Origin of the sequence: Paraburkholderia sp. EB58 (assembly GCF_050436665.1) — a bacterium.
In the GTDB taxonomy this organism is placed as follows: domain Bacteria; phylum Pseudomonadota; class Gammaproteobacteria; order Burkholderiales; family Burkholderiaceae; genus Paraburkholderia.
This window is the reverse complement of sequence record NZ_JBNDMQ010000018.1, coordinates 104980-128789: the sequence shown is the minus strand read 5'-3', so window position 1 is coordinate 128789 and position 23810 is coordinate 104980. Positions and strand designations below refer to the sequence as shown.

At 61.2% G+C, this 23810-nt stretch carries 22 protein-coding genes and 1 tRNA gene; 12 read left to right on the top strand and 11 right to left on the bottom strand.

Annotated features, from left to right (window positions below; translation table 11 throughout):
• Positions 1-27: 27 nt before the first annotated feature.
• From P3T40_RS25150 to zwf, 4 genes are all read right to left on the bottom strand, one after another.
• On the bottom strand, positions 28-912 hold the full coding sequence (locus P3T40_RS25150; protein WP_429270406.1) for a lipid A biosynthesis lauroyl acyltransferase: 885 nt from the start codon (positions 910-912) through the stop codon (positions 28-30).
• Positions 913-1346: 434 nt separating this feature from the next.
• On the bottom strand, positions 1347-1613 hold the full coding sequence (locus P3T40_RS25145; protein WP_429270405.1) for a DUF1214 domain-containing protein: 267 nt from the start codon (positions 1611-1613) through the stop codon (positions 1347-1349).
• A gap of 88 nt (positions 1614-1701) precedes the next feature.
• The gene (locus tag P3T40_RS25140) at positions 1702-3123 is read right to left on the bottom strand and encodes a TAXI family TRAP transporter solute-binding subunit (protein ID WP_429270404.1); all 1422 of its coding nucleotides are present in this window, start codon (positions 3121-3123) and stop codon (positions 1702-1704) included.
• 348 nt (positions 3124-3471) lie between these two features.
• A complete protein-coding gene (gene zwf, locus P3T40_RS25135) occupies positions 3472-4935 on the bottom strand; it encodes a glucose-6-phosphate dehydrogenase (protein WP_429270403.1) in 1464 nt (487 codons plus the stop codon).
• 396 nt (positions 4936-5331) lie between these two features.
• On the opposite strand from zwf, the gene P3T40_RS25130 reads away from it, so the two are divergent.
• The 5 genes from P3T40_RS25130 to P3T40_RS25110 all read left to right on the top strand — a co-directional run bounded on the left by P3T40_RS25130 (position 5332) and on the right by P3T40_RS25110 (position 9243).
• Complete coding sequence (locus tag P3T40_RS25130; protein WP_429270402.1) at positions 5332-6165, top strand: transporter substrate-binding domain-containing protein; 834 nt, start codon at positions 5332-5334, stop codon at positions 6163-6165.
• 40 nt (positions 6166-6205) lie between these two features.
• Positions 6206-6922, top strand: a complete 717-nt coding sequence (locus tag P3T40_RS25125; RefSeq protein ID WP_429270401.1) for an amino acid ABC transporter permease — start codon at positions 6206-6208, stop codon at positions 6920-6922.
• 22 nt (positions 6923-6944) lie between these two features.
• The gene (locus tag P3T40_RS25120; RefSeq protein ID WP_429270400.1) at positions 6945-7595 is read left to right on the top strand and encodes an amino acid ABC transporter permease; all 651 of its coding nucleotides are present in this window, start codon (positions 6945-6947) and stop codon (positions 7593-7595) included.
• Positions 7592-8353: an amino acid ABC transporter ATP-binding protein gene (locus P3T40_RS25115; protein ID WP_429270399.1), complete on the top strand. Its 762-nt coding sequence runs from the start codon at positions 7592-7594 to the stop codon at positions 8351-8353. The genes P3T40_RS25120 and P3T40_RS25115 overlap by 4 nt, the downstream gene beginning before the upstream one ends.
• Before the next feature lie 128 nt (positions 8354-8481).
• On the top strand, positions 8482-9243 hold the full coding sequence (locus P3T40_RS25110) for an IclR family transcriptional regulator (protein WP_429270398.1): 762 nt from the start codon (positions 8482-8484) through the stop codon (positions 9241-9243).
• A gap of 26 nt (positions 9244-9269) precedes the next feature.
• Here P3T40_RS25110 and P3T40_RS25105 read toward each other — a convergent pair whose 3' ends face one another.
• From P3T40_RS25105 to trxB, 3 genes are all read right to left on the bottom strand, one after another.
• A complete protein-coding gene (locus tag P3T40_RS25105) occupies positions 9270-9890 on the bottom strand; it encodes a trimeric intracellular cation channel family protein (RefSeq protein ID WP_429270397.1) in 621 nt (206 codons plus the stop codon).
• A gap of 13 nt (positions 9891-9903) precedes the next feature.
• Positions 9904-10662: a Smr/MutS family protein gene (locus P3T40_RS25100; RefSeq protein ID WP_429270396.1), complete on the bottom strand. Its 759-nt coding sequence runs from the start codon at positions 10660-10662 to the stop codon at positions 9904-9906.
• A gap of 256 nt (positions 10663-10918) precedes the next feature.
• On the bottom strand, positions 10919-11920 hold the full coding sequence (trxB, locus tag P3T40_RS25095) for a thioredoxin-disulfide reductase (RefSeq protein WP_429270395.1): 1002 nt from the start codon (positions 11918-11920) through the stop codon (positions 10919-10921).
• 325 nt (positions 11921-12245) lie between these two features.
• Between trxB and P3T40_RS25090 the strand changes: the two genes are divergently transcribed.
• Together P3T40_RS25090 and lolA are read left to right on the top strand one after the other, a co-directional pair.
• Positions 12246-14561, top strand: a complete 2316-nt coding sequence (locus P3T40_RS25090) for a DNA translocase FtsK (protein WP_429270394.1) — start codon at positions 12246-12248, stop codon at positions 14559-14561.
• 91 nt (positions 14562-14652) lie between these two features.
• Positions 14653-15372, top strand: a complete 720-nt coding sequence (lolA, locus tag P3T40_RS25085; protein WP_429270393.1) for an outer membrane lipoprotein chaperone LolA — start codon at positions 14653-14655, stop codon at positions 15370-15372.
• Positions 15373-15505: 133 nt separating this feature from the next.
• On the opposite strand, the gene P3T40_RS25080 is transcribed toward lolA, so the two are convergent.
• Positions 15506-16426: a LysR family transcriptional regulator gene (locus P3T40_RS25080; RefSeq protein ID WP_429270392.1), complete on the bottom strand. Its 921-nt coding sequence runs from the start codon at positions 16424-16426 to the stop codon at positions 15506-15508.
• 149 nt (positions 16427-16575) lie between these two features.
• Between P3T40_RS25080 and speB the strand changes: the two genes are divergently transcribed.
• A complete protein-coding gene (gene speB, locus P3T40_RS25075) occupies positions 16576-17565 on the top strand; it encodes an agmatinase (protein WP_429270391.1) in 990 nt (329 codons plus the stop codon).
• 3 nt (positions 17566-17568) lie between these two features.
• On the opposite strand, the gene P3T40_RS25070 is transcribed toward speB, so the two are convergent.
• From P3T40_RS25070 to cytX, 3 genes are all read right to left on the bottom strand, one after another.
• A complete protein-coding gene (locus tag P3T40_RS25070) occupies positions 17569-18093 on the bottom strand; it encodes a helix-turn-helix transcriptional regulator (RefSeq protein ID WP_429270390.1) in 525 nt (174 codons plus the stop codon).
• Positions 18094-18096: 3 nt separating this feature from the next.
• Positions 18097-18390, bottom strand: coding sequence for a hypothetical protein (locus P3T40_RS25065; protein ID WP_429270459.1), 294 nt, complete (start codon positions 18388-18390; stop codon positions 18097-18099).
• 298 nt (positions 18391-18688) lie between these two features.
• Complete coding sequence (gene cytX / locus P3T40_RS25060; protein ID WP_429270389.1) at positions 18689-20005, bottom strand: putative hydroxymethylpyrimidine transporter CytX; 1317 nt, start codon at positions 20003-20005, stop codon at positions 18689-18691.
• A 185-nt stretch (positions 20006-20190) separates the two neighbouring features.
• On the opposite strand from cytX, the gene P3T40_RS25055 reads away from it, so the two are divergent.
• The 4 genes from P3T40_RS25055 to P3T40_RS25040 all read left to right on the top strand — a co-directional run bounded on the left by P3T40_RS25055 (position 20191) and on the right by P3T40_RS25040 (position 23640).
• Positions 20191-21504, top strand: coding sequence for a replication-associated recombination protein A (locus P3T40_RS25055; protein WP_429270388.1), 1314 nt, complete (start codon positions 20191-20193; stop codon positions 21502-21504).
• Positions 21505-21578: 74 nt separating this feature from the next.
• Positions 21579-22871, top strand: a complete 1293-nt coding sequence (gene serS, locus P3T40_RS25050) for a serine--tRNA ligase (protein ID WP_429270387.1) — start codon at positions 21579-21581, stop codon at positions 22869-22871.
• A 148-nt stretch (positions 22872-23019) separates the two neighbouring features.
• Positions 23020-23110: transfer RNA gene (locus P3T40_RS25045), tRNA-Ser, on the top strand.
• Between the two features lie 311 nt (positions 23111-23421).
• Positions 23422-23640, top strand: a complete 219-nt coding sequence (locus P3T40_RS25040; RefSeq protein WP_429270386.1) for a hypothetical protein — start codon at positions 23422-23424, stop codon at positions 23638-23640.
• Positions 23641-23810 lie beyond the last annotated feature (170 nt).

Sequence of the window (23810 nt, the reverse complement as noted above, 5' to 3'; positions counted from 1 at the left end):
CAGACTTACTGTGTGATTGCCGCACCGTTAATAAAACGACGCTTCGCCAGGCGGCCGGGTCTTGAAGCGCTTATGGACCCAGTAATATTGTTCAGGCATCCGACGGATCTGCTCTTCGAGATAAGCGTTCATCCTACGCGCGTCGATCGCGTCATCGCCAGTCGGATAATCCTGCCACGGCTTGAATACTTTCAACCGATAGCCTCTATAGTTCGGCAGCACCTCGCCAATAAACGGCAGCACTTGCGCCTGACCGGTTTTGGCAAGTCGCCCGACCGCAGTCAGCGTGCAGGTTTGAATGCCGAAGAACGGGACGAAAGTCGAATTGCGAAGTCCATAGTCCATATCCGCGCCGAGCATGACAGGCTTTTTATCGCGAAGCCATCGCAACACGATGCGCGCGCTGTCGGCGCGGCTGGCCATTTCGGAACCGAAACGGCCACGCTGGGTTCGGGCAACAGCATCCAGCGCCTTGTTGGACATTGGCTGATACAACGCACCGCAGGGCCTGCCCAGCGCGTAATTGATGAATACCGAGCCCGCTTCAATGCCAACAAAGTGCGCCCCAAGCAGCACCGTGGGAGGCATGTCCGGGTCCGACAAGTCGACCTCGCTGTCTACGATCACCAGCTTCTTCAGCTTCTCCGCCGAACCGAACCATTGGACGCTGCGCTCCACGTAGCTGCGGATCGCATGGCGGAAATGCTGCTGCGCCACGCTTTCGACGCGTTCGGCGCTCCAATCGGGAAAGCAGAGCCCCAGATTGATATGGACGATGCGCTTACGCCGGCTGGGCAACTGGTAGAGCAGCCAGCCCAGGCCATCGCCGAAACGGGCAGTGACGCCATAGGGAAGGATTGCGAGGAATTTCAGCAATGCCAGGGCGGCCGCGACGCCGGTGCGGCCTAGCAAAAGACCTCCTGCAGGAGCCGGTTTTCAATGAGAACGGGGGCTGGAGAAAGTAAAGACAAGCGTTCCGCACCTTTATCGAGTAGAACGGGAGGGTAAAGCGCTTTGGACGGTTTAGCGTTTGCCGCAAAACATGGATAGAAGACTCGCACGCTGTACGCTAAAAGCGATAGGAGAGTTGACAGTTGCTACTCCTTATTTCTCTATCCGGGCGCGCTCGACCATCAATCGCGACTGACGACCTTCCACGTGTGTATGGTATCCCGCCAGCGGAGTCGAGTCCACATTTCGAATGGCCGCCGATGCCCGGACTCTGCTGGCCGGCCATCGACGCTTCACGGACCCGAAGCAGCCCTTCGAGTATGGCCGAAGCGGACATTCGTCGCATCATGCTGACGGGGCTGAATGCAAACGCCCGTAGTGCCCGATGCTTCATTTCACTGCACTGCCATGATTGGTGCGGGGAACCATTCACCTTGCTCGACTTCCTGCTTCGGCACATACGCGCGGAAATTCAGCGAGAATCGCCTGCCATCAGCCGTGGGCAGCCAATTGCTTTGCGCCACGTTCTCCGGCCGTTCTGGCGCCAGCCAGATACTGGTGCTACCGTCTGCGTTGGCCTTCAGATGGGATACGTTATTCAGGTTATAGCGGTGTAACGCGTTGGGTACCAAGAAGAGAAAGCCTTCATCTTCGGTGCGCAATGCCTGATCGCTGGCGGAGTGGCCAGATGCCACCGCAGTGGCGGGAGGCGTTTCTATGACTATTAAGGCGACCCACGCTCGCGCTGACTTATTGTCGGGAGTCGTTACCGCGCCGTAGTGCTGCGATCTGCGAGCGCACATAACTGATGTGCTCGCGCAGCGCGTAGAAGTGATCGGCGTAGGCGATCGGCATCTGAAGTTTGTTGAGACCTTTTTCGATCGCATTGAGCTTCTTGGTGAACTCGACATAACTCTGTTCGGAAGGGTCGTCGAGCACGCTACGCTCGAGTACGATCAGCTCGCCGTAGCGCAGGTAGAAGCGCGACTTGACGCGCCACGCGTACAGCGGCGGCACGAAGCGCAATGCCGGTATCAGCACGACGACGATAGGTACGACCAACACCAGGAGGCGGTCTACGAGGCTCGCGAGCCAGAATGGCATCGTCCGGTAGAGGAAGCTCTTGCCGGACTTGTAGTAGCGCGCGGCCTCCGGACTCAACGGGAAATCGTGCGCAACGGGTGCCGGGAACTCGCCGGCGGTCTGCAGCAGGCTGGCGCCGCCGTGAACCTCGCCGGCAGCCTCGATGATCAGGTCCGACAGCGCCGGGTGCAGCGTATCGCGCGCGATCAACTCCACGGTTGTCTCGATGGTCGCCGTGGCTTTGGGAGGCAGGTTGTCGGCCAGATCGAACGCGCCCATCGGCACGTCGAACTGGCTCAGGAACGGGAAGCTGCGCACGTAGGCTTTCGCCTGCGTGAAGTTCAGGAGCCGGATATCGGGCGTGCGGATCATTTTCGCCGTGAGCTCGGGCCGCGCGGAATCAGCGGTCAGGAAGACCGCGTCGACCTTGCCGGCCAGTAAGGCGTTCACGGCGTCCTCGCCGACGAGCGGCAGCATCTGCGCGTTGCTGTCCGGTTCGACGCCGTTTGCCCTCAGCAGTAACAGCACGATCTGGCGCGTGCCGCTGCCTTCGCGGCCGATGGCGAGCCGCTTGCCCTTGAATTCCGAGAGCCGCGTGAGCTCGGGGCCGCGATAGAAGACGAAGAGCGGCCAATTGCTGACGCTGCCGAGCGACATCAGGCCGCCCCGCCGCGTGTCGGGCGAAACAACGCTCGGGATACTCGCTAGGCCGCTCTGCACGAACCCGAGATCTACATGAATGGCGGGATCGGCGAGTCGCTCGAGGTTCTCCAGCGTGCCTGACGACGTCAGCACGCGCAGCGTTACGCCGTTGCGCGCGAGGATCTCCTTATACTTTTGCGCGGCAAACCAGAAGCGGCTGTACTCGGGACCCGCGGAGATCGTCAGAGTACTCGGTGGGGCGGGTTGGATGACACGGATGGCCACCCAGATCACCACGGCACCGACAATCACCATTATGCTGAGAGAGACGGCCAGGTCCAGCCACGAAATGCCGAGATAATAGGCGGCGCGGCGGGATCCAGGCTCATCTGGGGTGGCTTTGTTCGGATGGTCCGGAGAACGCCCGGTGGGAGCATTGTTATCCATTTTTGACGCAGACAGCGTAGCTTCAGGATCCGGAACCGTGCGCGTTCGATGATGGTCACGCGAATCCTCCAGATCGCAGAGGATTCTCAGATTAGCGCAAGAAAAGCCGACGCTACCAAACTAGACAGTAATAAGCAACGCAACCTTTATGACGAACGGCATACGACAGAATTTTGCGCTAATCTTGTTCGTTCCCCTTATCGAAGCGAATCTCGACAAGCCGCAGGTTCATGGAAGCAGGCAGACCAGGATAGATCCAGTGGCGGTTAGCTCCGATGCGTTGAAAGACTCACGGGGCCTTTCGCTATCTTGCCGCGCTCACGAACCTCAGCCCCCGAATAACCCCCCTCAACTCCCCAACTTATCCGGATCCCGCCACGCCCGTTCAAACGGAAGCCGCCACGCGCGCGGCGCGACGAGTTGATGGATAGCATTAGGCCCCCACGACCCCGGCGAATAAAACCGCACGGGCGGAGGCGATTCAATCAGCGCGGTCGATACTTGCCACAACCGCTCAATCCCTTCCGCAGTCGTGAACAACGTGCGATCGCCTCGCATAGCATCAAGAATCAACCTCTCATACGCTTCAAGCACATCCCCGATCATGCCAGTATCACGCATGGCAAACTGCAAGCTCAGCTTATCCAGTCGCATACCCGGACCAGGTCGCTTGCCATAAAACGAGAGCGACATCTTCGAAGCGTCAGCCAGATCAAACGTCAAATGATCCGGTCCTTGCGCACCAACCCCCGACCCCGCAGGAAACATACTCTTAGGCGGCTCCCGAAACGCGATAGAAATAATTCGTTGTCCTTCAGCAAGCCTCTTCCCGGTACGGAGATAGAACGGCACACCAGCCCAACGCCAATTATCGATGGAGCACTTCAACGCAATAAAGGTCTCAGTTTCCGACTCGGGGCTCACACCCTCCTCGGCACGATAACCGGTGTACTGCCCTCGCACCACATCGCCCGGTTGAATCGGCAACATACTGCGAAAGACCTTGTTCTTCTCCTCGCTGATCGGCGCCGGCTCAAGTGATGTAGGTGGCTCCATCGCCATAAAAGCGAGAATCTGAAACAGATGCGTGACCACCATGTCACGAAACGCCCCAGTCTGCTCATAGAATCCCGCTCGCTTCCCGAGTCCGAGCGTCTCCGGAACATCGATCTGAACATGATCAATGAAGTTACGATTCCAGATAGGTTCGAAGAGGCCATTCGCAAAGCGGAACGCAAGAATGTTCTGTGCGGGCTCTTTCCCAAGAAAATGGTCGATCCGGAAAATCTGCTCTTCTTCGAATACTTCGTGTAGCCTGGCATTCAATGACACCGAACTCGCCAGATCGGTGCCAAAGGGCTTTTCCATAATGATGCGGGAACGCTCGACGAGGCCCGCTTCGTTGAGCATGCCAACTGCGGACAAGGCAGCATTCGGCGGTACGCTCAGATAGTGCAGCCGCCGGCACTCACCTTCGAGGGTCTGTTCGGCCCTTTCAACCGCGACCTTAAGCGCCTCCGCACCCGCGGTCAGCGGCAGATAGTCGAGATGCGCAGCAAACGTCTCCCATTCCGACTCAACGATCTTGCGAGAAGAAAACTCATCGAGCGCTTCGCGGGCTATGCGGCGAAAGTGATCCACTTCGAGGTCATCGAGCGCGACCGCAATAAGCCGGCAACCCGGGATGAAGCCCGCGCGCGATAGATGGAACAGACCGGGCAATAACTTGCGTCGCGCCAGATCGCCGGTGGCGCCGAAGAGGACGACGACCTGTGGAAACCGCGGACCCACTCCTGGGGAGATCTTCGCCATCGTGCAAATCCTCGTAGGTTAGCGACGTCAAACGAAAAGGTGATGCGGTAAACCAAAAGCCGGCTCGGGTTTCAGCCAGCAATTCTACGCGGCGAAAGCTTGAGCGGCCCGTGCGGGCGCGTGCAGAGTTCGGTAAGCGCATGAATGCTTTCATGATGAAAGCATCCCGAGCGAGCGAATCACATCCGGTTGCGCTCGCGTATACCCCATTGCATCGATTTTTTTCCCGTGAAACACTCCTCTACATCTGCTGTGTCGGACGACGATCCGATATATCAGACAAACGAATATTGACGTGCGATCAACTCAAGCTCACCAGTCCGGGCAGGCCGAGGGCCAGGCTGATCGCCGTTTCCGTCCACGTGTGGACTTCTCACTCCAGATCGGGATCGAAAAATGAGAATCGTCAGGGAAAGCGCAAGACTCGCGTGTTTGTTTGCAGTCGCCGGTCTATTGGTGTTCGCAGGTTGTACGAAGATCCCCACGCCCGAACAGAGCGGCGCGGCCGATTCGGCGCTCAAGCAGGTCCTGCAGCGCGGCACCTTGCGCGTAGGCGATTGTTTGACCTTTGCGCCGTTCGGCTTCTACAACAAGGACGGCCAGCCTGACGGCTACGACGTCGACCTTGCGAAAGAGCTGGCCAAGCAAATGGGCGTCAAGCTCGAAGTCGTGAATACGACGAGCGCCAACCGCATTCCGAACCTGCAAACCAGCAAGGTTGACGTGGTGTTCTGCAACTTCACCCGCAACCTCGAGCGTGCCAAGGAAATTTCCTTTACGAATCCGTACGTCGTGGCGAGTGAGGCGCTGCTTGTGAAGAAGAGCAGCGGCATCAAGTCGATCAACGACATGTCGAATCGCACAATTGCCACCGTCAAGGGTTCGACAAACGGCGATGAAGTGCGCGCGCTGAACATGCAGGTGAAGATCCAGGAGTTCGACAGTTCGCAGGCCGCGATCCTTGCAGTCAAGCAAGGCCAGGCCGACGCGATGATCGAGGACAACAACTTCCTCGCGTACCAGGCAACGCTCGATCCGGATCTGACCGTGACTAACGAAGCGCTGGTGCCGCTCGAATACAACGCGTTCGGCGTCAAGCAGGGAGATCAGGTCTGGCTCGATTACCTGAACCTGTTCCTGTTCAACACGAACGCCTCCAAGCTGAACGCGCAGCTTTACAAGAAGTGGTTCGGCACAGATCCGCGCTTCCCGCTTAACCCGCAGTATTGAATCTGCGCGTGCTCAACGTCGGTTTAAAGACGGAGGAACCATGAGCTATGAATGGCTGACCCTTGCTGGTTACTGGAACGATTTCGTTCGCGCGGCGTGGTTGACGCTTCAGATCACGCTGCTGGCCTTCGTCCTCGCGATGCTGCTCGGCTTGCTGACTGCACTGGCGAGCGCATCGCCTGCCCGACTGTTGCGCGGGATCGCGAGCGTCTACATCGAAGCGATCCGCAATACGCCGGTACTGCTGCAGATCTTCATCGTGTTCTTTGGCTTGCCGTCGCTTGGGATCACGCTTAACGCCTACACCGCCGGTGTCATTGCGTTAGGGGTGAATGTCGGCGCGTATCTGGCCGAGGTGTTTCGTGCGGGCATCCAGTCCGTACCGCGCGGACAACAGGAAGCGGCGTCGATCCTCGGCCTGGGGCGCTCGCAGATCTTCGTTGAGGTGGTGCTGCCGCAGGCCGCGCGTGCCGTCTATCCAGCGATCGTCAACAACCTGATTCAGCTATTGCTCGGTACGTCGCTTCTGTCAGCGATCGCGTTGCCGGAGCTGAGCGGAACGGCGACGGTGATCAACGCGCGCACGCTGCTCTATATCCAGACCTTCACGATCACGCTGATCGCCTATCTGGTACTGAGTGGTGTCCTGTCGTGGGTGGCGGGCGAGATCGGGAGGCGCGTCTTTCATCCGCCACTGGTCCTGAAGAAACGTCCGCGCCGCCTATTCTTTCTCGCGCGTCAGACCGATCGCACGTGAGCGCCGAACCCGGAGATTGAACATGTCAAGCGAATTGCTCACGACCAGCCTCGCGATCCTGATTCAGGGTCTGGTGGCGACACTTCTTCTGTCCGCGGCATCGATCGTCGGCGGTACGCTGATCGGACTGCTGGCAGCCGTACTACGATCGTTCGGACCATGGGGTACGCCGCGCATCGCCAGGCTCTATACCGAACTGTTTCGCGGCACGCCTGTGCTGATCACGCTGATGTTTATTTATTTCGGCGTGTCGTACTTCGGCTATGCGATCGATGTCTTCGCAGCAGGCGTGGTCGGCTTGAGCGTCTATCAAGGCGCCTACATTGCCGAGGTATTTCGCTCAGGCATCGAAGCCGTGCCCAAAGGACAGTGGGAGGTCTCACAGATCCTCGGGCTCAGCAAGACGCAGGCGTTCTTTTCGGTGGTCCTGCCGCAGACCGGCAAGATCGTGATGCCGCCTCTTATCGGCCAGTATTTGTCGCTTATCAAGGACACGTCGATCGTCAGCATGATCGGCATGTCGGAATTGATGCATGCGGGGCAGGCCATCGTCGACCGGGTCGGCAAACCGGTGGAAATCTATGGCCTCGTTGCCGTGCTTTATTTCGTTGTGTGCTTTCCACTCTCGCAGTGGGTGCGCCACCATGATCGAAGAAGGAGCCTGTTGTCATGACCTCTACTACCCCAAACGCCGCGACGAAGCCCATCATCAACCTCACTGGCGTCAGCAAGTCCTTCGGCGCGACGCAGGTGTTGAAGGAGATCAACCTTGATGTGCGGCCGGGCGAAGTGCTCGTGCTAATCGGGGCCTCCGGCTCCGGAAAGAGCACGGTGCTGCGCATCATGAGCGGTCTGGAAACGGCCGACGCCGGCGAGGTCTGGGTCAACGAAGTGCCGCTGCACGACGCTCGCCGGGCCAAAGAGATCCGTGGTCACGTCGGCATGGTGTTCCAGCAGTTCAACCTGTTTCCGCACAAGACTGCGCTCGGCAACGTGACGCTCGCGCTGATCAAGGCACGCAAGATGAGCCCGGCGGACGCGCGCAAGCGTGCGATGGATGCGCTCGACCGCGTGGGTCTCGCCGACCGTGCCGATCACTATCCGAGCCAGCTCTCAGGCGGCCAGCAGCAGCGCGTGGCGATTGCCCGAGCATTGGCGGTCGAGCCGGGCATCATGTTCTTCGACGAGGCCACTTCCGCCCTCGATCCAGAACTGGTCGGCGAAGTGACCGAGGTCATGCGCGGCCTGGCGCGCGACGGCATGACGATGGTCGTCGTCACGCACGAGATGGGCTTTGCGCGCAAAACTGCCGATCGCGTCGTGTTCATGGATAAGGGGGTGATCGCGGAGCAGGGCGCTCCTGAGGACATCTTCGTGAACCCGCAGAACGACCGTACCCGGCAGTTTCTGCACCGCGTGCTCGACCATTGATGGATCGAACGAGAGGGCGCTTATCGCAGCCGGTCTTCCGCGAGATGACGAGGCGCCACTCTTTACGCGGTAAACTCGCGTCACAGAAAAGCTAAACAGCGAACCCTATCGCCGACGGAGTTGAAGGAATGTCTGCACCGGAATCATCAAGAGCGAGAGGCGTTGACCGCGTCGTCGGTATTTTCAAACAGTTGCATATCGCGCGGCGTCCGATGACGATGCGCGAACTGATTGAAGCGACCGGCGCGCCGCGCTCAAGCATCTACGAACTGGTCACCATTCTCACGGAAGCCGGATGGCTTGAGACCGCGGCCGACGGAAGTGTGTTTTTTGGCCGTGAGATGCATTACTACGGCGCCGACTACGCGGTGCATAACGATCTGATCAGTCGTGCTCACCAGGCCATCCTCGCGCTGGTCAGAAACCACGATGAGACCGCGCAGCTGTGCATGCTCGAGGGCAACAAGTACACCGTGGTCCTGTCGGAGAACAGTTCGCGACCGTTCAACATCAGTTCCGATATCGGCGTGAAGGTGCCGATTCCGTGGACCGCAACGGGCCGCCTGTTGCTCGCACACCTTCGCGCGGACGAGATTCGCGCGCTGATCCCGGACGAAGACTTTGTCCTCGACAACGGCAGGCGCGTTGAATTTGAGGATTTTCTGCGCGACGTCCAACGCGCTGCGGAACAGGGTTACTGTTGCACTGAGGGTCTTTCGCACACCTTTCGATACTGCATGGCAGCGCCGATTCGTGACCGTACCGGTCTTCCGGTCGCGGCGCTTTGCTTTATGACGAGCCGCGACACCGATCCGGATAAGCGCGCGAGGATGCTGGAAGACCTGATCTCGTCTTCGAAAGCGTTATCGCAGCCCTATGTCCGTTTGTAGATGGCGGGCGAGTCGGCGCTCGCCACCTAATGCGGCAAGCGGACATTGAACTTGAACGTCACAAGCCGCGCGAGCAGGATGAACGCAGTGGCGATCAACACGCTATAGACCGTATCGAAGTTGATGTAGTCCAGCAGCAGGTACAACCAGCATCCCAGGAACGCACAAGTCGCATACGGCCTCGAATCCCGCAGAATCAGCGGGACTTCGTTGCAGAGCACATCGCGAATCACGCCGCCAAATACGCCAGCCAGAACCCCGATCATCACCGACGTGAACCACGGCATTTGCGCGTCGAGCGCCAGCGAAGTGCCGGAAATACTAAAGAGCCCAAGCCCAATCGCATCCGCTACTAACAACACCTGCTCCGACAACAACCTCGATGTCATCTTCAGTAACATCGGCGCGAACAGTGACATCACAAAGATCGCGATCACATACGGTTGATGCTCGACCCAATAGAACGGCCTGCGCTCCAGCAGCACATCGCGTACGGTGCCGCCGCCAAAGGCGGTCGCCATCGCCACAAGAAACGTTCCAACCGCGTCGAGCTGCCGTGTGCGTGCTTCGATAAAACCAGAGATCGCGTAGGCGAAGATCGCCAGCGCCTCCATGATGGTGAGCGCAAGCGTAAGCCTCGGATGCATTAACGGAGCCCTGTCACGTTTTAGGATGAGCGACTTGCGCACCCGGCTGCAACAGCACGAGCACAGCCCCCGCGCCGCCGTCATGCGCTCTCGCCTGGCAGAACGCAATCACTTCTTCCTTCTGCACTAGCCAAGCCCGAACTTTGCCCTTCAGCACCGGCTCCTTGCCGACGGACCCAAGCCCCTTGCCATGAATCACCCGCAGGCAACGAAGCCCACGCTTAACCGACTCACGAATAAACTCGGCCAAAGCCTCACGCGCTTCCTCACGCCGCATCCCATGCAGATCCAACTGGGCCTGCACAATCCACGCGCCGCGCCGCAACTTACGCACAACCTCCTGGCTCACGCCTGGCCGGCAATAAGAAAGCGTTTCATCGGTCTCGAGCAAAATTTCCGGATCGAACTCATCCGAAATCGCCTCATGCAGCACAGCTTCTTCATCGAGCTTGGTCTGCGTCGGTACAGGTGAGGGTGGAGTACGCGCCGGCGGCACCCTGGGCGGTACGACTAGCGGCGCGACAGCGCCGATCTCCCGCCGGAACAGATCAGCATCCGCCGACGCTTCACGCTGGGCCTGCGCCGCGGCAACGCGTTCGCGGTCACGCCGCTCGGCATCGCCTTTCAGCGCAGCACGCAAGGCGCCCAGACCGGCAAGCCCAGCCGCCGGCTCGATCTGTGGTTTGGAGGGCGCAACCGGTACCGGCGTCGGCTGAACAGCAGCCGCGCGGGGGCGTTTAGGTTCGCTAGGATGAGGCAGGTTCTTTGCCATAACGGTGACACGTTGGAAAGTAGATCGTCGCGTGAGGCAATCACGCGCCTCGCAATGCATTCATTCGCAGGTCAAAACTGACACGCAGCCGCGACAAGGCAACAAGACGCAAAAAGGGCCGCCAGCTTGCCAGCCGCGGCCCTTCCCAGGGTGTGATGCGTGCGGTAACCGGTAAGCGCTCAGGCCCAAGCCCGAGTGTCATTTTACCTTTCCCGCTTCACCGAGCCGGCCTGTTTGCCCGGCTTAATTGCCCCGCTTAACGCTCAGCTTCGGCGCTCATCACGCGCTCGCCGATCATCTCATCAATCGTTTCGAGGTAACGCTGAGCGTCCAACGCAGCCATACAACCCGTGCCGGCGCTGGTAATCGCCTGACGATACACGTGATCCTGCACGTCGCCAGCTGCAAACACGCCCGGCACGCTGGTACCCGTCGCGTTGCCCGACAAGCCGCCATTAGTAATGATGTAGCCGTTCTTCATCTCCAGCTGACCTTCGAAGATATCGGTATTCGGCTTGTGACCAATCGCGACAAACAGGCCCTGTAGCGCGAGATCCGTCGCTTCACCGGTCTTCGTATTCTTGATACGCAGGCCAGTCACGCCCGATTGATCGCCGGTCACTTCGTCCAGCACGTGGTTCCACTTGATATCGACGATGCCTTCCTTTTCCTTCGCCAGCAGACGGTCGATCAGGATCGGCTCGGCGCGGAACTTGTCGCGGCGGTGGATCACCGTCACTTTCTTCGCGATGCCGGCGAGGTAGAGGGCTTCCTCGACTGCGGTATTGCCGCCGCCGATCACCGCCACGTGTTGCTGCTTGTAGAAAAAGCCGTCGCAGGTCGCGCAGGCGGACACGCCCTTGCCCATGAACGCCTCTTCCGACGGCAGCCCAAGGTACTGCGCCGATGCGCCGGTCGCGATGATCAGTGAGTCGCAGGTGTATTCGCCCGAATCGCCAATCAGGCGGATCGGCTTCTCATTGAGCTTCGCGGTATGGATGTGGTCGAAAATGATCTCGGTGTTGAAGCGCTCAGCGTGCTCCAGAAAGCGCTGCATCAGCTCCGGCCCCTGCACGCCGTTGCCGTCCGCCGGCCAGTTTTCGACGTCCGTCGTGGTCATCAGCTGGCCGCCTTGGGCCAGACCCGTGACGAGCACCGGGTTCAGGTTGGCGCGCGCCGCGTAGACGGCGGCCGTATAGCCTGCGGGGCCGGAACCGAGAATCAGGACTTTGGCGTGTTTCGTGGTGGATGCGGGCATGATCAGAATCCGTAAAAAGCGCCCGGCTCGCCCATGCGAGGCCGCGCGGCTACAGCTGTTCTTGAACTGAGCTGTAGATGGGTATTAGAGCGGCATTATAAAGGTCCGCAAGCAGGCCTGCTTCATGATGCTTGTTGATCGTCCCGATAGCCCGTTGCCGCAGTTTGGCCCGAAAACCACGCTCGCTGGCTCCAGTTACCGTCATTTACAGCCTTGCGCACGACTCTACGTTTACAATAGCCCGGATCGAACGACCCGGCGGCCACGACCGGGCACCCAGCACCGCCTGGGGGCGCGCATTTTGGCCTCACCCGCAACAGGATCAATGGCAAAAGCTCCTTATTCCGCGAGCGCGCAGGCATTGCCGCACCGCATGTCGCGCCTCTTCACCGAAATCCGCTGGATCCTGCAGGTCGCGCTCGGCGTTTTCCTGCTGATGGCGCTTGTCAGCTATAGCCGGCACGACCCCAGCTGGACGCACGCGGCGCAGGTGGACCGCATTGCCAACTGGGCCGGCCGCGTCGGCGCCTGGACGTCTGACATTCTGCTGCTCCTGTTCGGCCTGTCCGCCTACTGGTGGGTCGTGCTGCTCGGCCGCAGCATCTCGGCCAATTATCGCCGCATTACCCGTCACGAGACGGAGCCCGAGGACAAGCCGCGTGATGTGACCTGGCTCGCTGAGATTTTCGCCTTCGTGCTGGTGTTGCTCGCCAGCGACGGCATCGAGGCGCTGCGGATGTGGTCGCTCAAAGTCCAACTGCCGCGCGCGCCGGGCGGCGTGATCGGCGAGGCCGTGGCGCGCGGCGTTTCGCACGCGCTTGGCTTCACGGGCGGCACGCTGGCGCTGCTGGTGGCGCTGGCAATCGGCTTGTCGCTGTATTTCCGCTTTTCCTGGCTCTCTGTGTCTGAACGGGTCGGCGAATCGATCATTTCCGCCGTCACGTTTGCCCGTCTGCGCCGCGAAGCCGGCCGCGACCGCAAACTGGGCGAGGCTGCCGCCGTCAAGCGCGAAGGCAAGGTGGAGCAGGGCCGTGTGCGTATCGAAGAGCACGAACCGGTCATGATCGTGCCGCCGGTGGTCACGCCGGCCAAGTCCGAACGCGTCGAGAAAGAGCGCCAGGTGCCGCTCTTCACCGACCTGCCGGGCGATTCCACCCTGCCGCCCATCTCGCTGCTCGACGCCGCGCCCGCCATGCAAGAAACAATTTCACCCGATACGCTCGAATTCACCTCGCGGCTGATCGAGAAGAAGCTGAAGGATTTCGGCGTCGAAGTGAGCGTGGTCGCCGCCTATCCGGGCCCGGTCGTCACACGTTACGAAATCGAGCCGGCCACCGGCGTGAAGGGCAGCCAGATCGTCGGTCTGGCGAAGGATCTGGCGCGTTCGCTGTCGCTGGTGTCGATTCGCGTCGTCGAGACCATCCCCGGCAAGAATTTCATGGCGCTCGAGTTGCCGAACCAGCGCCGCCAGACCGTGAGCCTCTCCGAGATTCTCGGCTCGGCTGTCTACGCCGACGCCGCATCGCCGCTCACCATGGGCCTCGGCAAGGACATTGGCGGCAAGCCGGTGTGCGCCGACCTGGCCAAGATGCCGCACTTGCTGGTGGCCGGTACGACCGGCTCGGGGAAGTCCGTGGGGATCAACGCGATGATCCTGTCGCTGCTCTACAAGGCAAGCGCCGAGCAGGTCCGGATGATCCTGATCGACCCGAAGATGCTCGAAATGAGCGTCTACGAAGGTATTCCGCATCTGCTGTGTCCGGTCGTTACGGACATGCGCCAGGCCGGTCACGCGCTGAACTGGGCGGTCGCCGAAATGGAGCGCCGCTACAAGCTGATGAGCAAGCTCGGCGTGCGTAATCTGGCCGGCTACAACAACAAGATCGACGAAGCCACCAAGCGCGAAGAAAAGCTGCCGAATCCGTTTAGCCTGACGCCGGACGAACCAGAACCGCTCACGCGTCTGCCGAACATCGTGGTCGTGATCGACGAACTGGCTGACCTGATGATGGTGGTCGGCAAGAAGGTCGAAGAGCTGATTGCGCGGATCGCGCAGAAGGCGCGGGCGGCCGGCATCCACCTGATTCTGGCGACGCAGCGGCCTTCAGTCGACGTCATCACCGGCCTGATCAAGGCCAACGTGCCGACGCGGATGGCGTTCCAGGTGTCGTCGAAGATCGATTCCCGCACGATTCTCGACCAGCAGGGCGCGGAATCGCTACTCGGCATGGGCGACATGCTCTATCTGCCCCCCGGCAGCGGTCTGCCGGTGCGGGTCCACGGCGCGTTCGTCTCCGATGAGGAAGTGCACCGCGTCGTCGAAAAACTCCGGGAGCAGGGCGAGCCGAACTATATCGAGGGCATCCTCGAGGGCGGTGTCACCGGCGACGGCGACGAAGGTTCCGCAGGCGCCGAGGGAACTGGAGCGGCCGGCGGCGAGTCGGACCCTCTATACGATCAGGCGGTGGAAGTCGTCATCAAGAATCGCCGAGCGTCGATTTCGCTGGTGCAGCGGCATCTGCGGATCGGCTACAACCGCGCCGCGCGCCTGCTCGAGCAAATGGAGCAATCCGGGCTCGTATCGGCGATGTCGTCGAACGGTAATCGCGAGATTCTCACGCCCGCGCGTGAAACCGATTAAGCGGCCCACCCCCTCGCCTTGACAGGCGGTGACGCCCACCCCGCGTTCCACCGCCTCTGTCCCTGGTCCGATCCAATCCACGGAGAATGATATGCAGCAATACGCCGGGCACAGTGCCCATCCTGGCCGCCTCGGTCAACTGGTTCGAACGCTAGCGCGTGGGATTGGCAGCGTCGCGATCGGTGCGTCGTTGCTGGTCGCGCAACAGGCATTTGCGAGCGGCACCGAGCAGCTCAAGGCGTTTGTCGCACTGGTGCATTCGGCGCGCGGCGATTTCGTGCAGCAGGAAGTGCGGGCGCCCAGCAAGGCGCAGCAAGCCGCAAGCGACGCCGCGCAGATCATGCCGAAAAACACCACGTCGAGCGGCACGTTTGTGTTCGCGCGTCCGGGCAAGTTCATCTGGTCGTATGAGAAGCCGTATCAACAGGTGCTGCAGGCCGACGGCGACAAGCTCTATGTGTACGACAAGGACCTGAACCAGGTGACGGTGCGCGCGCTCGGCGGTGCACTAGGCGCGAGCCCGGCGGCGATCCTCTTTGGCAGCAACGATCTGGACAAGAATTTCACGCTGCACGATGCGGGCGTGAAGGGTGGCATCGACTGGCTCGAACTGATCCCGAAAGCGAAAGACACGCAGTTTCAAAGCGTTGGGATTGGCTTTAAGGACGGCAATCTGCAAGCCATGGAATTGCACGATGTGTTCGGCAACGTGACTTTGCTGACGTTCTCGAACATCCAGAAGAACCCGCCGCTGCCCGCGGATGCGTTCAAGTTCACGCTGCCGAAGGGCGCGGATGTGATTAACGGCTAAGCGCGTACGTCGCCGGGTAGTGCGAAAGGCCACGCAGGTTTTGCGTGGCCTTTTCTTATTGCGCGTGAGTTTCCGATTGCGTTGTCGCTTCCGTTTGCGGTTGCAGAACCGCTAAGCGGCGTCCCGGCGCGCGTTATTCGTCCGCCTCGGCGCCGAGCGGAGGATGCGCGGCCTTCATATCGTCGATAAACGCTTCGACAATATCCGTGCGATGCTGCCGCGCCCGCGTGACCATATGGAACGCAACGCGGTACTTCATCTGCGCGGGGTTCAACGCCGCCAGCAAACCTTCCTTGACGTACGGCGCGGCGAAATGCCCGGGCAGATAGCCGAGGTGATGGCCCGAAAGAACCAGCATCGCTACCGCTTCCATGTTGTCGGCGACAGCGGTTACGTTTTGCGGCGTCGTCGAGCTTTCGGCCTCGGGTAGCGGATAGCTTCGCCACGCCCATTCGTGTTGCGCCGCTTCAGCAGGTGCAACCTCGCCAGCCTGCTCGAACAAGGGATGCCCCTTCGCGCAATAAGCGAATTGCTCCTCGGCGAACACCTCCGTGTATTCGAGCGACGGCACCCGGTGCCAGAAGTAGCCAATGCCGACCTGAATGCGCCCGTTCAGCAGCAACTCCTCCAGTTCGCCCGGCGAGCGCACCAGAATCGAAAAGCGTACGGACTGATCGCGTGTGCGAAACCGCCCGATCGCACTGCTGATGCGCGCGCTCGCCGACACCGGCGTGTGCCCGATCATGCCGATGTCGAGCGTACCGACCAGCTTGCGGCCGACGTTGCGCGCCTGCATCCCGAAGGTATCGACAGCGGCCAGCAGCGCGCGAGCCGCTTCGATGAACTGCTCGCCGCGTGCCGTCAGGCTGAAGCCGCTGCGGCCGCGCTCACACAGCCGGTAGCCGAGACGTGTTTCCAGCGTGGCAAGCTGGGTGCTGATGGTCGACTGCCCGACATTGAGCGTCGCCTGAGCGGGCGAGACGCCGCCGGCGTCGACGATCGCGAGGAAAACGCGGATCAGGCGCAGGTCGAGATCGGTAAGTTGCGAGAACATGGGGCGGATACATCGCTTGAGATCGATGTGAAGTTTATTCTGTCGGCATTTTATATTGATACGAAGTGCTCAAAAATGACAATAAGTCTTGCGAGTCGATCAAATCGCTGCCCGGTTTGACCGCTTTTTCATTTCATTGCCGAGTCACGATGAATACCTCCTCCTTCATTTCCCCCGACCTCACCGACCGCCCCCAGCCGCTGTCAGGCAATGTGATGCCACGCTGCGGCGGCATCGCGACGATGATGCGCTTGCCGAATGTCGGCTCGGCCGAAGGGCTCGACGCCTGTTTCGTGGGCGTGCCTTTCGATCTCGGCACGTCGAACCGCACCGGTGCGCGCTTTGGGCCACGGCAGATCCGGAGCGAATCGGTGCTACTGCGCCCGTACAACATGGCCACGCGTGCTGCGCCGTTCGACTCGCTGCGAGTGGCGGATATTGGCGACGTTGCGATCAATCCGTACAACCTGCTCGATTCGATCGCACGCATCGAAACCGCTTACGACGAGATCCTGCAGCACGGCACCAAGCCGATTACGCTCGGCGGCGATCACACCATTGCGTTGCCGATTCTGCGTGCGATTCACCGCAAGTACGGCAAAGTTGGCCTGATTCACGTCGACGCGCACGCGGACGTCAACGACACCATGATGGGCGAGAAGATCGCGCACGGCACGCCGTTCCGCCGCGCGGTGGAAGAGGGCTTGCTGGATTGCGAGCGGGTGGTACAAATCGGGCTGCGCGGAACAGGCTACGAAGCCGAAGACTTCGACTGGTGCCGCGACCAGGGCTTCGACGTGGTGCAGGCCGAGGCTTGCTGGAACCAGTCGCTCGCGCCGCTGATGCAACGCGTGCGCGAACGCATGGGCGAGGGCCCGGTGTACATCACGTTCGATATCGACGGCATTGATCCGGCGTTCGCGCCAGGCACCGGCACGCCTGAAATCGCCGGGCTGACCGTGCCGCAAGCGCTGGAGATTATTCGCGGCTCACGCGGCCTGAATATTGTTGGCTGCGATCTGGTGGAGGTCGCGCCGCCCTACGATCCCTTCGGTACGACTGCTCTGCTGGGCGCCAACCTGGCGTTCGAACTGCTGTGTGTGCTGCCGGGCGTGGAGTATCGGCCTGCCCGGCGCTGAGGGTTATGCAATGAGGTCTTCGAGCTGCCGATTGACCTGCGGCTCGAGCTCACGCGCTTCTTTCGCCAGGTTGACCTGTTTGGCCGATTTCGCCACCTCGAGGACATCGGACTTGATGTCATAGCCGCCTCGCGTGTTCAACCATGCGAGGACGTCCCACAGATGCCAGACCGATGGGTTGCCTTCGTGGACCGGAATCGGGAAGTCGGCAGCATGACTGAGCATCAGCTTGCGCATGTTCTGGCGCGAGACGCCCGCGACGTCGGCCACGTCCGTGAGGCCGACGAAGTCCGGTGCCGCCTCGACGAGGCGGGCGGATGGCACCGCGCGCTTTACGTCTTCGAGCGCGCTCATCAGCGCGGCAAGCGCGGTGGAGCCATCGCGGGCGAAGACGAGTGCGATGCGCCCCGGTTGCCCGACGCCGATGGTGGCGTCGTCGCAGCCTGCTTCAGCCAGGCGTTCCACAATCTCGTCGTGGTCGCTGTCGTCTGCTGCAAGCTGGTATTTCAGCGTGAATTCGTATTCCATGCGTTACTCCTGCGTTTCGGCACGTTGGCGTGTGCCTTGAGGCGCGCGCTTTTGCCGATGTGTCGTGCAATTGTCGACCACCCTTCTGAGAAGCCGAGCGTGATTCCCTGGATTCCTGGGCGTGCTCCAGACACTGGTGATGCAGAACTCTCCGCACCGGCATTCTGAGTCGTTGTACGGACAGTACATTTTTCCCCAGGCGTGCCCTTTGCCGCCGCTCTTGACGCGCCAGCCGAGTGCTTCGGCATAGGCCAGTGCGTCTTCTACTTCTTTCTTTGAGTGCGTCCCTCGAATCATTAATGGCCTCATCTTAAGTTCGTTAATCAAGGTTGTCAAGTGACAACCAAATTCGATGAAGGCACGCACAGAATGCGCCGGTGGTTCGTTTTCGGAAGTAAGAGAGTAGGAGTGAATCTATCTCCCAAATGCGCGTGCCAGATAGGAACTACATCATGGAGGAGGGTCTTCCGCACCCTGAACGGAAGTTATAGGACGAACGGAATATTGGATTGTGGACGGCTTGCCGGGGGAGAATGCGGCGGCCGGAAAATCAGGCAAACGGCCCGCGTTGCACGGGCCGTCGAGGCGTTTCTGCTTAGGCGTAGGCGGTCTTGCGCGCCGACACCATGACGTAATAGCACAGCGCGCCGATTGCCAGCGCGGGCAGCGTCGCGCCCAGGTTCGGCAACCATTGATTGATGACCTGATAGGCGACGATCCCGATCGCCCATGAGATGAAGGCGCTCAGATGCCATCCGCCCGAAAAGCCATAACGGCCTTGCAGGTCGGCGAGGGCTGCGGCTTCGATCCGGCGCTTGCGCAGGATGAAGTGATCCACCAGCACGACGCCGAACAGCGGCGCGAACACCGAGCCGATCAGGAGCAGGAAGTTCTGGTACTTCGCCATCGGCACGAGCAGGGCGATCGCCGTGCACAGCGCACCGAATGCCGCCGACAGCAGCGGCACAGTCGCCCGCGTCCAGAAGGTGCCGGTCGAGACCGCAGCGGAGTGGATGTCGGCGAAGGCGTTATCGACTTCATCGATGAGGATCAGCAGCAGCGCGAAGCCGCCGCCCGCTTGCGCGAGCGCGCCGGTCAAGAGGGCATCGCCGCCGCCCGCGGCGAGCCCGTAGATCGCACCGAGCGCATAGAACCAGATGTTGGCGATGCCGTAGCCGAGCAGCGTGCCGCGGAACGACTCGCCGGCGCGGCGGCCGAAGCGCGTGTAGTCGGCGATCAGCGGCAGCCACGACAACGGCATGGCAACGACCAGATCGATTGCGCCGCCGAACGACATGTCGCCGGTACCGGGGCGTCGCATCAGCGCGGCCAGATCGTGCCTCGCCAGCAGGTTCCACGACAGCCACGCCGCGCCTGCCAGCAGCAGCCAGATGCCCCAGGTCCGCAGGAAGCGGCGCACGAACGACAGCGGGCCGCTGATCGCGAGCAGCGTCGCAAGCAGGCCGAAGACGATCGTCCAGATGAGCGGAATCGACAGGCCGAAGGCCTGTTTGGCGAGCGCGTCGGCGGAATCGCGCATCACGATCACTTCGAACGAGCCCCAGCCGACCAGCTGCACGGCATTGAGCACTGCGGGCACGGAGGCGCCCCGTACGCCGAGCGTGGGCCGTAACGACGACATGGCCGCGAGCCCCGTATCCGTGCCGATTACGCCAGCGAGCGCAAGCAACACGACGCCGATCACGCTGCCGATGCCGATGGCCGCCAGCGCATGCGGCAGCGACAGCCCCGGCACCAGCAGCGCGCCCGCCTGGGCGACCAGCAAGCCGATGCCGAGCGAGAACCACAGCGCGAAAGCGTCGCCGGTGCGGAACGCGCGGCGCGCGTCGGGCACCGGCGTGAGCGGGGCGTAGGTGGAACCGGCGTCGCCGGCGAGTGGATCTTGTGCCATCTGGTGTTGTCCCTGTTTTGAAGCTGTCATACGCTCCCGGCTCGTCGCGGCGCGGTCACTGTCATAATGCAGCACCGGGCCGCAGACTGCGCGCCGGCTGTTTCGCTGGCCGGGCGCGTGTCGTGCTGGGTTCGCGTCATATTGCCGAGCCATGCCCGGAAAGCCGAGATTATCCACAAAACGCCATGTTTGAAGAAACCCGTGCCAATGTCCCGCTCGCTGAGCGACTGCGCCCCCGCAATATCGACGAAGTAATCGGCCAGAAGCATCTGCTGGGTCCGAACAAGCCGTTACGGGTCGCTTTCGAGTCGGGCGAGGCCCATTCGATGATCCTCTGGGGGCCGCCCGGCGTCGGCAAGACCACGCTCGCGCGGCTGATGGCCGATGCCTTCCACGCGGAATTTATCGCACTTTCGGCGGTGCTCTCAGGCGTGAAGGATATCCGCGAAGCCGTCGAGACCGCGCAGGTGCATCGCGCGCATGGGCATCAGACGCTGGTTTTTGTCGACGAAGTGCATCGCTTCAACAAGAGCCAGCAGGACGCGTTCCTTCCACACGTCGAGTCGGGCCTGTTCGTATTTGTCGGCGCGACGACCGAGAACCCGTCGTTCGAGGTTAACAGCGCATTGCTCTCGCGAGCCGCGGTGTATGTGCTGAAGAGCCTTGACGACGACGAGCAGCGCGAACTGCTCGATCGCGCGCAGCAGGAACTCGGCGGCCTCACTTTCACCGACGAAGCCCGCGACGCGCTGATCGGCTCCGCCGACGGCGACGGCCGCAAGCTGCTCAATAACCTCGAAATCGTTGCGCGGGCCGCGGCGCAGCAGAAGACCACGGAGATCGACGGCGCATTGCTGGGCAGCGCGCTCGCCGAGAACCTGCGCCGCTTCGACAAAGGCGGCGACGCGTTCTACGACCAGATCAGCGCGCTGCACAAGTCGGTGCGCGGCAGCAATCCGGACGGCGCGTTGTATTGGTTCTGCCGGATGCTCGACGGCGGCGCCGACGCACGCTATCTCGCACGCCGCATCGTGCGCATGGCGTGGGAAGACATTGGACTCGCCGATCCGCGCGCCGCCCGTATCGCGCTCGATGCAGCCGAGACCTACGAACGGCTCGGCACGCCCGAAGGCGAACTCGCGCTGGCGCAGGCCATCATTTATCTGGCCGTGGCGCCGAAGTCGAACGCCGGCTATATGGCGTATAACGAGGCACGGCGCTTCGTCAGCAAGGATCAGTCGCGCGGCGTGCCGGTGCATCTGCGCAATGCGCCCACCAAGCTGATGAAGGAGCTCGGCTACGGCCATGAGTATCGCTACGCGCACGATGAACCGGACGCGTACGCGGCAGGCGAGACCTATCTGCCCGACAACATGCGCGAGCCGCACTGGTACGAACCGACGCCGCGCGGCCTTGAAGGCAAGATCGGCGAGAAGATGGCGCGTCTTGCCGATCTCGATGCGCAATGGCGCCGCGAGAACAAGCCGAAAAAGAACTAATCCCCGGATGCGCCGGCAGCCCGCGCCGGTGCGCTAAAATCCCAAACTCACACAACGAATACCCGCCCCATTCCATGCTCGACATCCAGCTGCTGCGCAAAGACCTCGACGGCGTCGCGAAGCGCCTCGCCGACCGCGGCTATACCCTCGACGTGGCGGCTTTCACCGCCCTCGAAGCGGAACGCCGTGCCGTTCAAACCCGCACCGAAGAGCTGCAGGCCCGCCGCAACAGCCTGTCGAAGCAGATCGGCGCGATGAAAGGGCGCGGCGAGGACACCTCGGCGGTGATGGCCGAAGTGAGTGGCCTTGGCGACAAGATGAAGGCGTCGGCGGTTGAGCTCGAAGATATCCAGAACCGCCTGTCCGACCTGATGCTCGGCATGCCGAACCTGCCGCACGAAAGCGTGCCGGCCGGCAAGAGCGAAGCCGATAACGTCGAAGTGCGCCGCTGGGGCACGCCGCGCCAGTTCGACTTCGAAGTGAAGGATCACGTGGACGTCGGCACGCCACTCGGCCTCGATTTCGAGACGGGCGCGAAGCTCTCCGGTGCGCGCTTCACGATGCTGCGCGGACAGATTGCGCGGCTGCATCGCGCGCTGGCGCAGTTCATGATCGACACGCATACGCAGCAGCACGGCTATACCGAAATCTATACGCCGTACATCGTCAATCCGGAGATCCTGTACGGAACGAGCCAGTTGCCGAAGTTCGCCGACGACATGTTCCGGGTGGAGAAGGGCGGCGCGGAGAACACGGTGACGCAGTATCTGATCTCCACTTCGGAAATTTCGCTGACCAACACGGTGCGCGAGAGCATCGTCGAAGCGGACGCACTGCCGATCAAGCTGACCGCGCACTCGCCGTGCTTCCGTTCGGAAGCGGGCTCGTATGGGCGCGATACGCGCGGGATGATTCGTCAGCATCAGTTCGACAAGGTGGAGATGGTGCAGATCGTCGCGCCGGAAACGTCGTATGACGTGCTCGAGCAGATGGTCGGCCATGCCGAGGCGATTCTGCAGAAGCTCGAGTTACCATATCGCGTGATCACGCTATGCACGGGCGATATGGGCTTTTCTGCGACGAAGACGTATGACCTCGAGGTCTGGTTGCCCGCGCAGAACACCTATCGCGAAATCTCGAGCTGCTCGAATACCGAGACGTTCCAGGCGCGCCGGATGCAGGCGCGTTATCGCAACGCGCAGGGCAAGCCTGACCTCGTGCATACGCTCAATGGTTCGGGGCTGGCTGTGGGCCGTACGCTGGTCGCCGTGCTGGAGAATTTCCAGAACGCGGATGGCTCGGTGACGGTGCCCGAAGCGCTGCGCCCGTACATGGGCGGCGTGGCTCGCCTCGAAGCGGCGTCCTAACGGCGCCTCGCCGCCGTTAGGACATGCGAATTTTCCGGACCTCGAAATTTGCTCGAGAGAGGGCTTGTAAAATTCAAAAAATGTTCTATAATCCTCGCTTCTCCGGTCGCCGACCAATACCGGAGAGGCAGTAAAAAGGCAGTATCCCGGAGAGGTGGCAGAGTGGTCGAATGTACCTGACTCGAAATCAGGCGTACGGTTTCCCCGTACCGTGGGTTCGAATCCCACCCTCTCCGCCAAGATTCAGAAAAGCCCCGTAGAAGAAATTCTGCGGGGCTTTTTGTTTTTCGACTGACGATCCGGTTATCAAAAAAGGAGCGCTCGGGCCGCGGCAACAAGATTTGAATTGCTCGGACCTAACTCCCGAAGTTTCCCTAAGCATGACTAATTACATTGCCAAATCGTGCGATGCCGCTAGTGATATTGGGAGGCCGGAGTTTCGTGCATCTGGTACCTTTTCGTTCCCCCTCAACCGCTACCTGCTCACCACCCCGCCACCGGAGTAAAATTACGGTTTCAGTAACCCGCAACAAAACACTTTGGTGCTGCGATGAACACCCCTCCTACAGATCAGCGGCCACGCAAGCAACCGTCAAAGCGGACGCTGACTATCCTGACGTGGCTCGTCGCGATCGCAACGCTTGGCGCGGGTGTCGGCTGGCTGGTCTATAGCTACTACGTCGATCTCGAAGTGCCTTATTTCGCCATTCCTCTGGTCCTGTGCGTGCCGGTGATCGTGGCCGTCGCATTCCGGAACATGTGGGACTAGCGCATCGGCAGATCCACCCACCGCGTTAGTCGCCACTACCCAAACCCCACGCCTTCACCGCCTGCGGCGACCCGAACATCGCCGCAGCGTCGTGCCCAACTCCGGGCACCCCGATCAGCTTTCACCCGAACGCCCAACTGTTGCGTTTGGCAACTTCCTCAACCGCTTGA

Excerpts from the sequence above, each read along its gene's own strand:
- P3T40_RS25055 (WP_429270388.1), top strand. The coding sequence starts at position 20,191 with ATGTTTGAAGAAACCCGTGCCAATGTCCCGCTCGCTGAGCGACTGCGC.
- speB (WP_429270391.1), top strand. The coding sequence starts at position 16,576 with ATGAATACCTCCTCCTTCATTTCCCCCGACCTCACCGACCGCCCCCAG.
- cytX (WP_429270389.1), bottom strand. The coding sequence starts at position 20,005 with ATGGCACAAGATCCACTCGCCGGCGACGCCGGTTCCACCTACGCCCCG.
- P3T40_RS25090 (WP_429270394.1), top strand. The coding sequence starts at position 12,246 with ATGGCAAAAGCTCCTTATTCCGCGAGCGCGCAGGCATTGCCGCACCGC.
- trxB (WP_429270395.1), bottom strand. The coding sequence starts at position 11,920 with ATGCCCGCATCCACCACGAAACACGCCAAAGTCCTGATTCTCGGTTCC.
- P3T40_RS25110 (WP_429270398.1), top strand. The coding sequence starts at position 8,482 with ATGTCTGCACCGGAATCATCAAGAGCGAGAGGCGTTGACCGCGTCGTC.
- P3T40_RS25100 (WP_429270396.1), bottom strand. The coding sequence starts at position 10,662 with ATGGCAAAGAACCTGCCTCATCCTAGCGAACCTAAACGCCCCCGCGCG.
- P3T40_RS25125 (WP_429270401.1), top strand. The coding sequence starts at position 6,206 with ATGAGCTATGAATGGCTGACCCTTGCTGGTTACTGGAACGATTTCGTT.
- P3T40_RS25115 (WP_429270399.1), top strand. The coding sequence starts at position 7,592 with ATGACCTCTACTACCCCAAACGCCGCGACGAAGCCCATCATCAACCTC.
- P3T40_RS25140 (WP_429270404.1), bottom strand. The coding sequence starts at position 3,123 with ATGGATAACAATGCTCCCACCGGGCGTTCTCCGGACCATCCGAACAAA.
- P3T40_RS25120 (WP_429270400.1), top strand. The coding sequence starts at position 6,945 with ATGTCAAGCGAATTGCTCACGACCAGCCTCGCGATCCTGATTCAGGGT.
- P3T40_RS25040 (WP_429270386.1), top strand. The coding sequence starts at position 23,422 with ATGAACACCCCTCCTACAGATCAGCGGCCACGCAAGCAACCGTCAAAG.
- P3T40_RS25065 (WP_429270459.1), bottom strand. The coding sequence starts at position 18,390 with ATGATTCGAGGGACGCACTCAAAGAAAGAAGTAGAAGACGCACTGGCC.
- P3T40_RS25080 (WP_429270392.1), bottom strand. The coding sequence starts at position 16,426 with ATGTTCTCGCAACTTACCGATCTCGACCTGCGCCTGATCCGCGTTTTC.
- zwf (WP_429270403.1), bottom strand. The coding sequence starts at position 4,935 with ATGGCGAAGATCTCCCCAGGAGTGGGTCCGCGGTTTCCACAGGTCGTC.
- lolA (WP_429270393.1), top strand. The coding sequence starts at position 14,653 with ATGCAGCAATACGCCGGGCACAGTGCCCATCCTGGCCGCCTCGGTCAA.
- P3T40_RS25070 (WP_429270390.1), bottom strand. The coding sequence starts at position 18,093 with ATGGAATACGAATTCACGCTGAAATACCAGCTTGCAGCAGACGACAGC.
- serS (WP_429270387.1), top strand. The coding sequence starts at position 21,579 with ATGCTCGACATCCAGCTGCTGCGCAAAGACCTCGACGGCGTCGCGAAG.
- P3T40_RS25130 (WP_429270402.1), top strand. The coding sequence starts at position 5,332 with ATGAGAATCGTCAGGGAAAGCGCAAGACTCGCGTGTTTGTTTGCAGTC.
- P3T40_RS25105 (WP_429270397.1), bottom strand. The coding sequence starts at position 9,890 with ATGCATCCGAGGCTTACGCTTGCGCTCACCATCATGGAGGCGCTGGCG.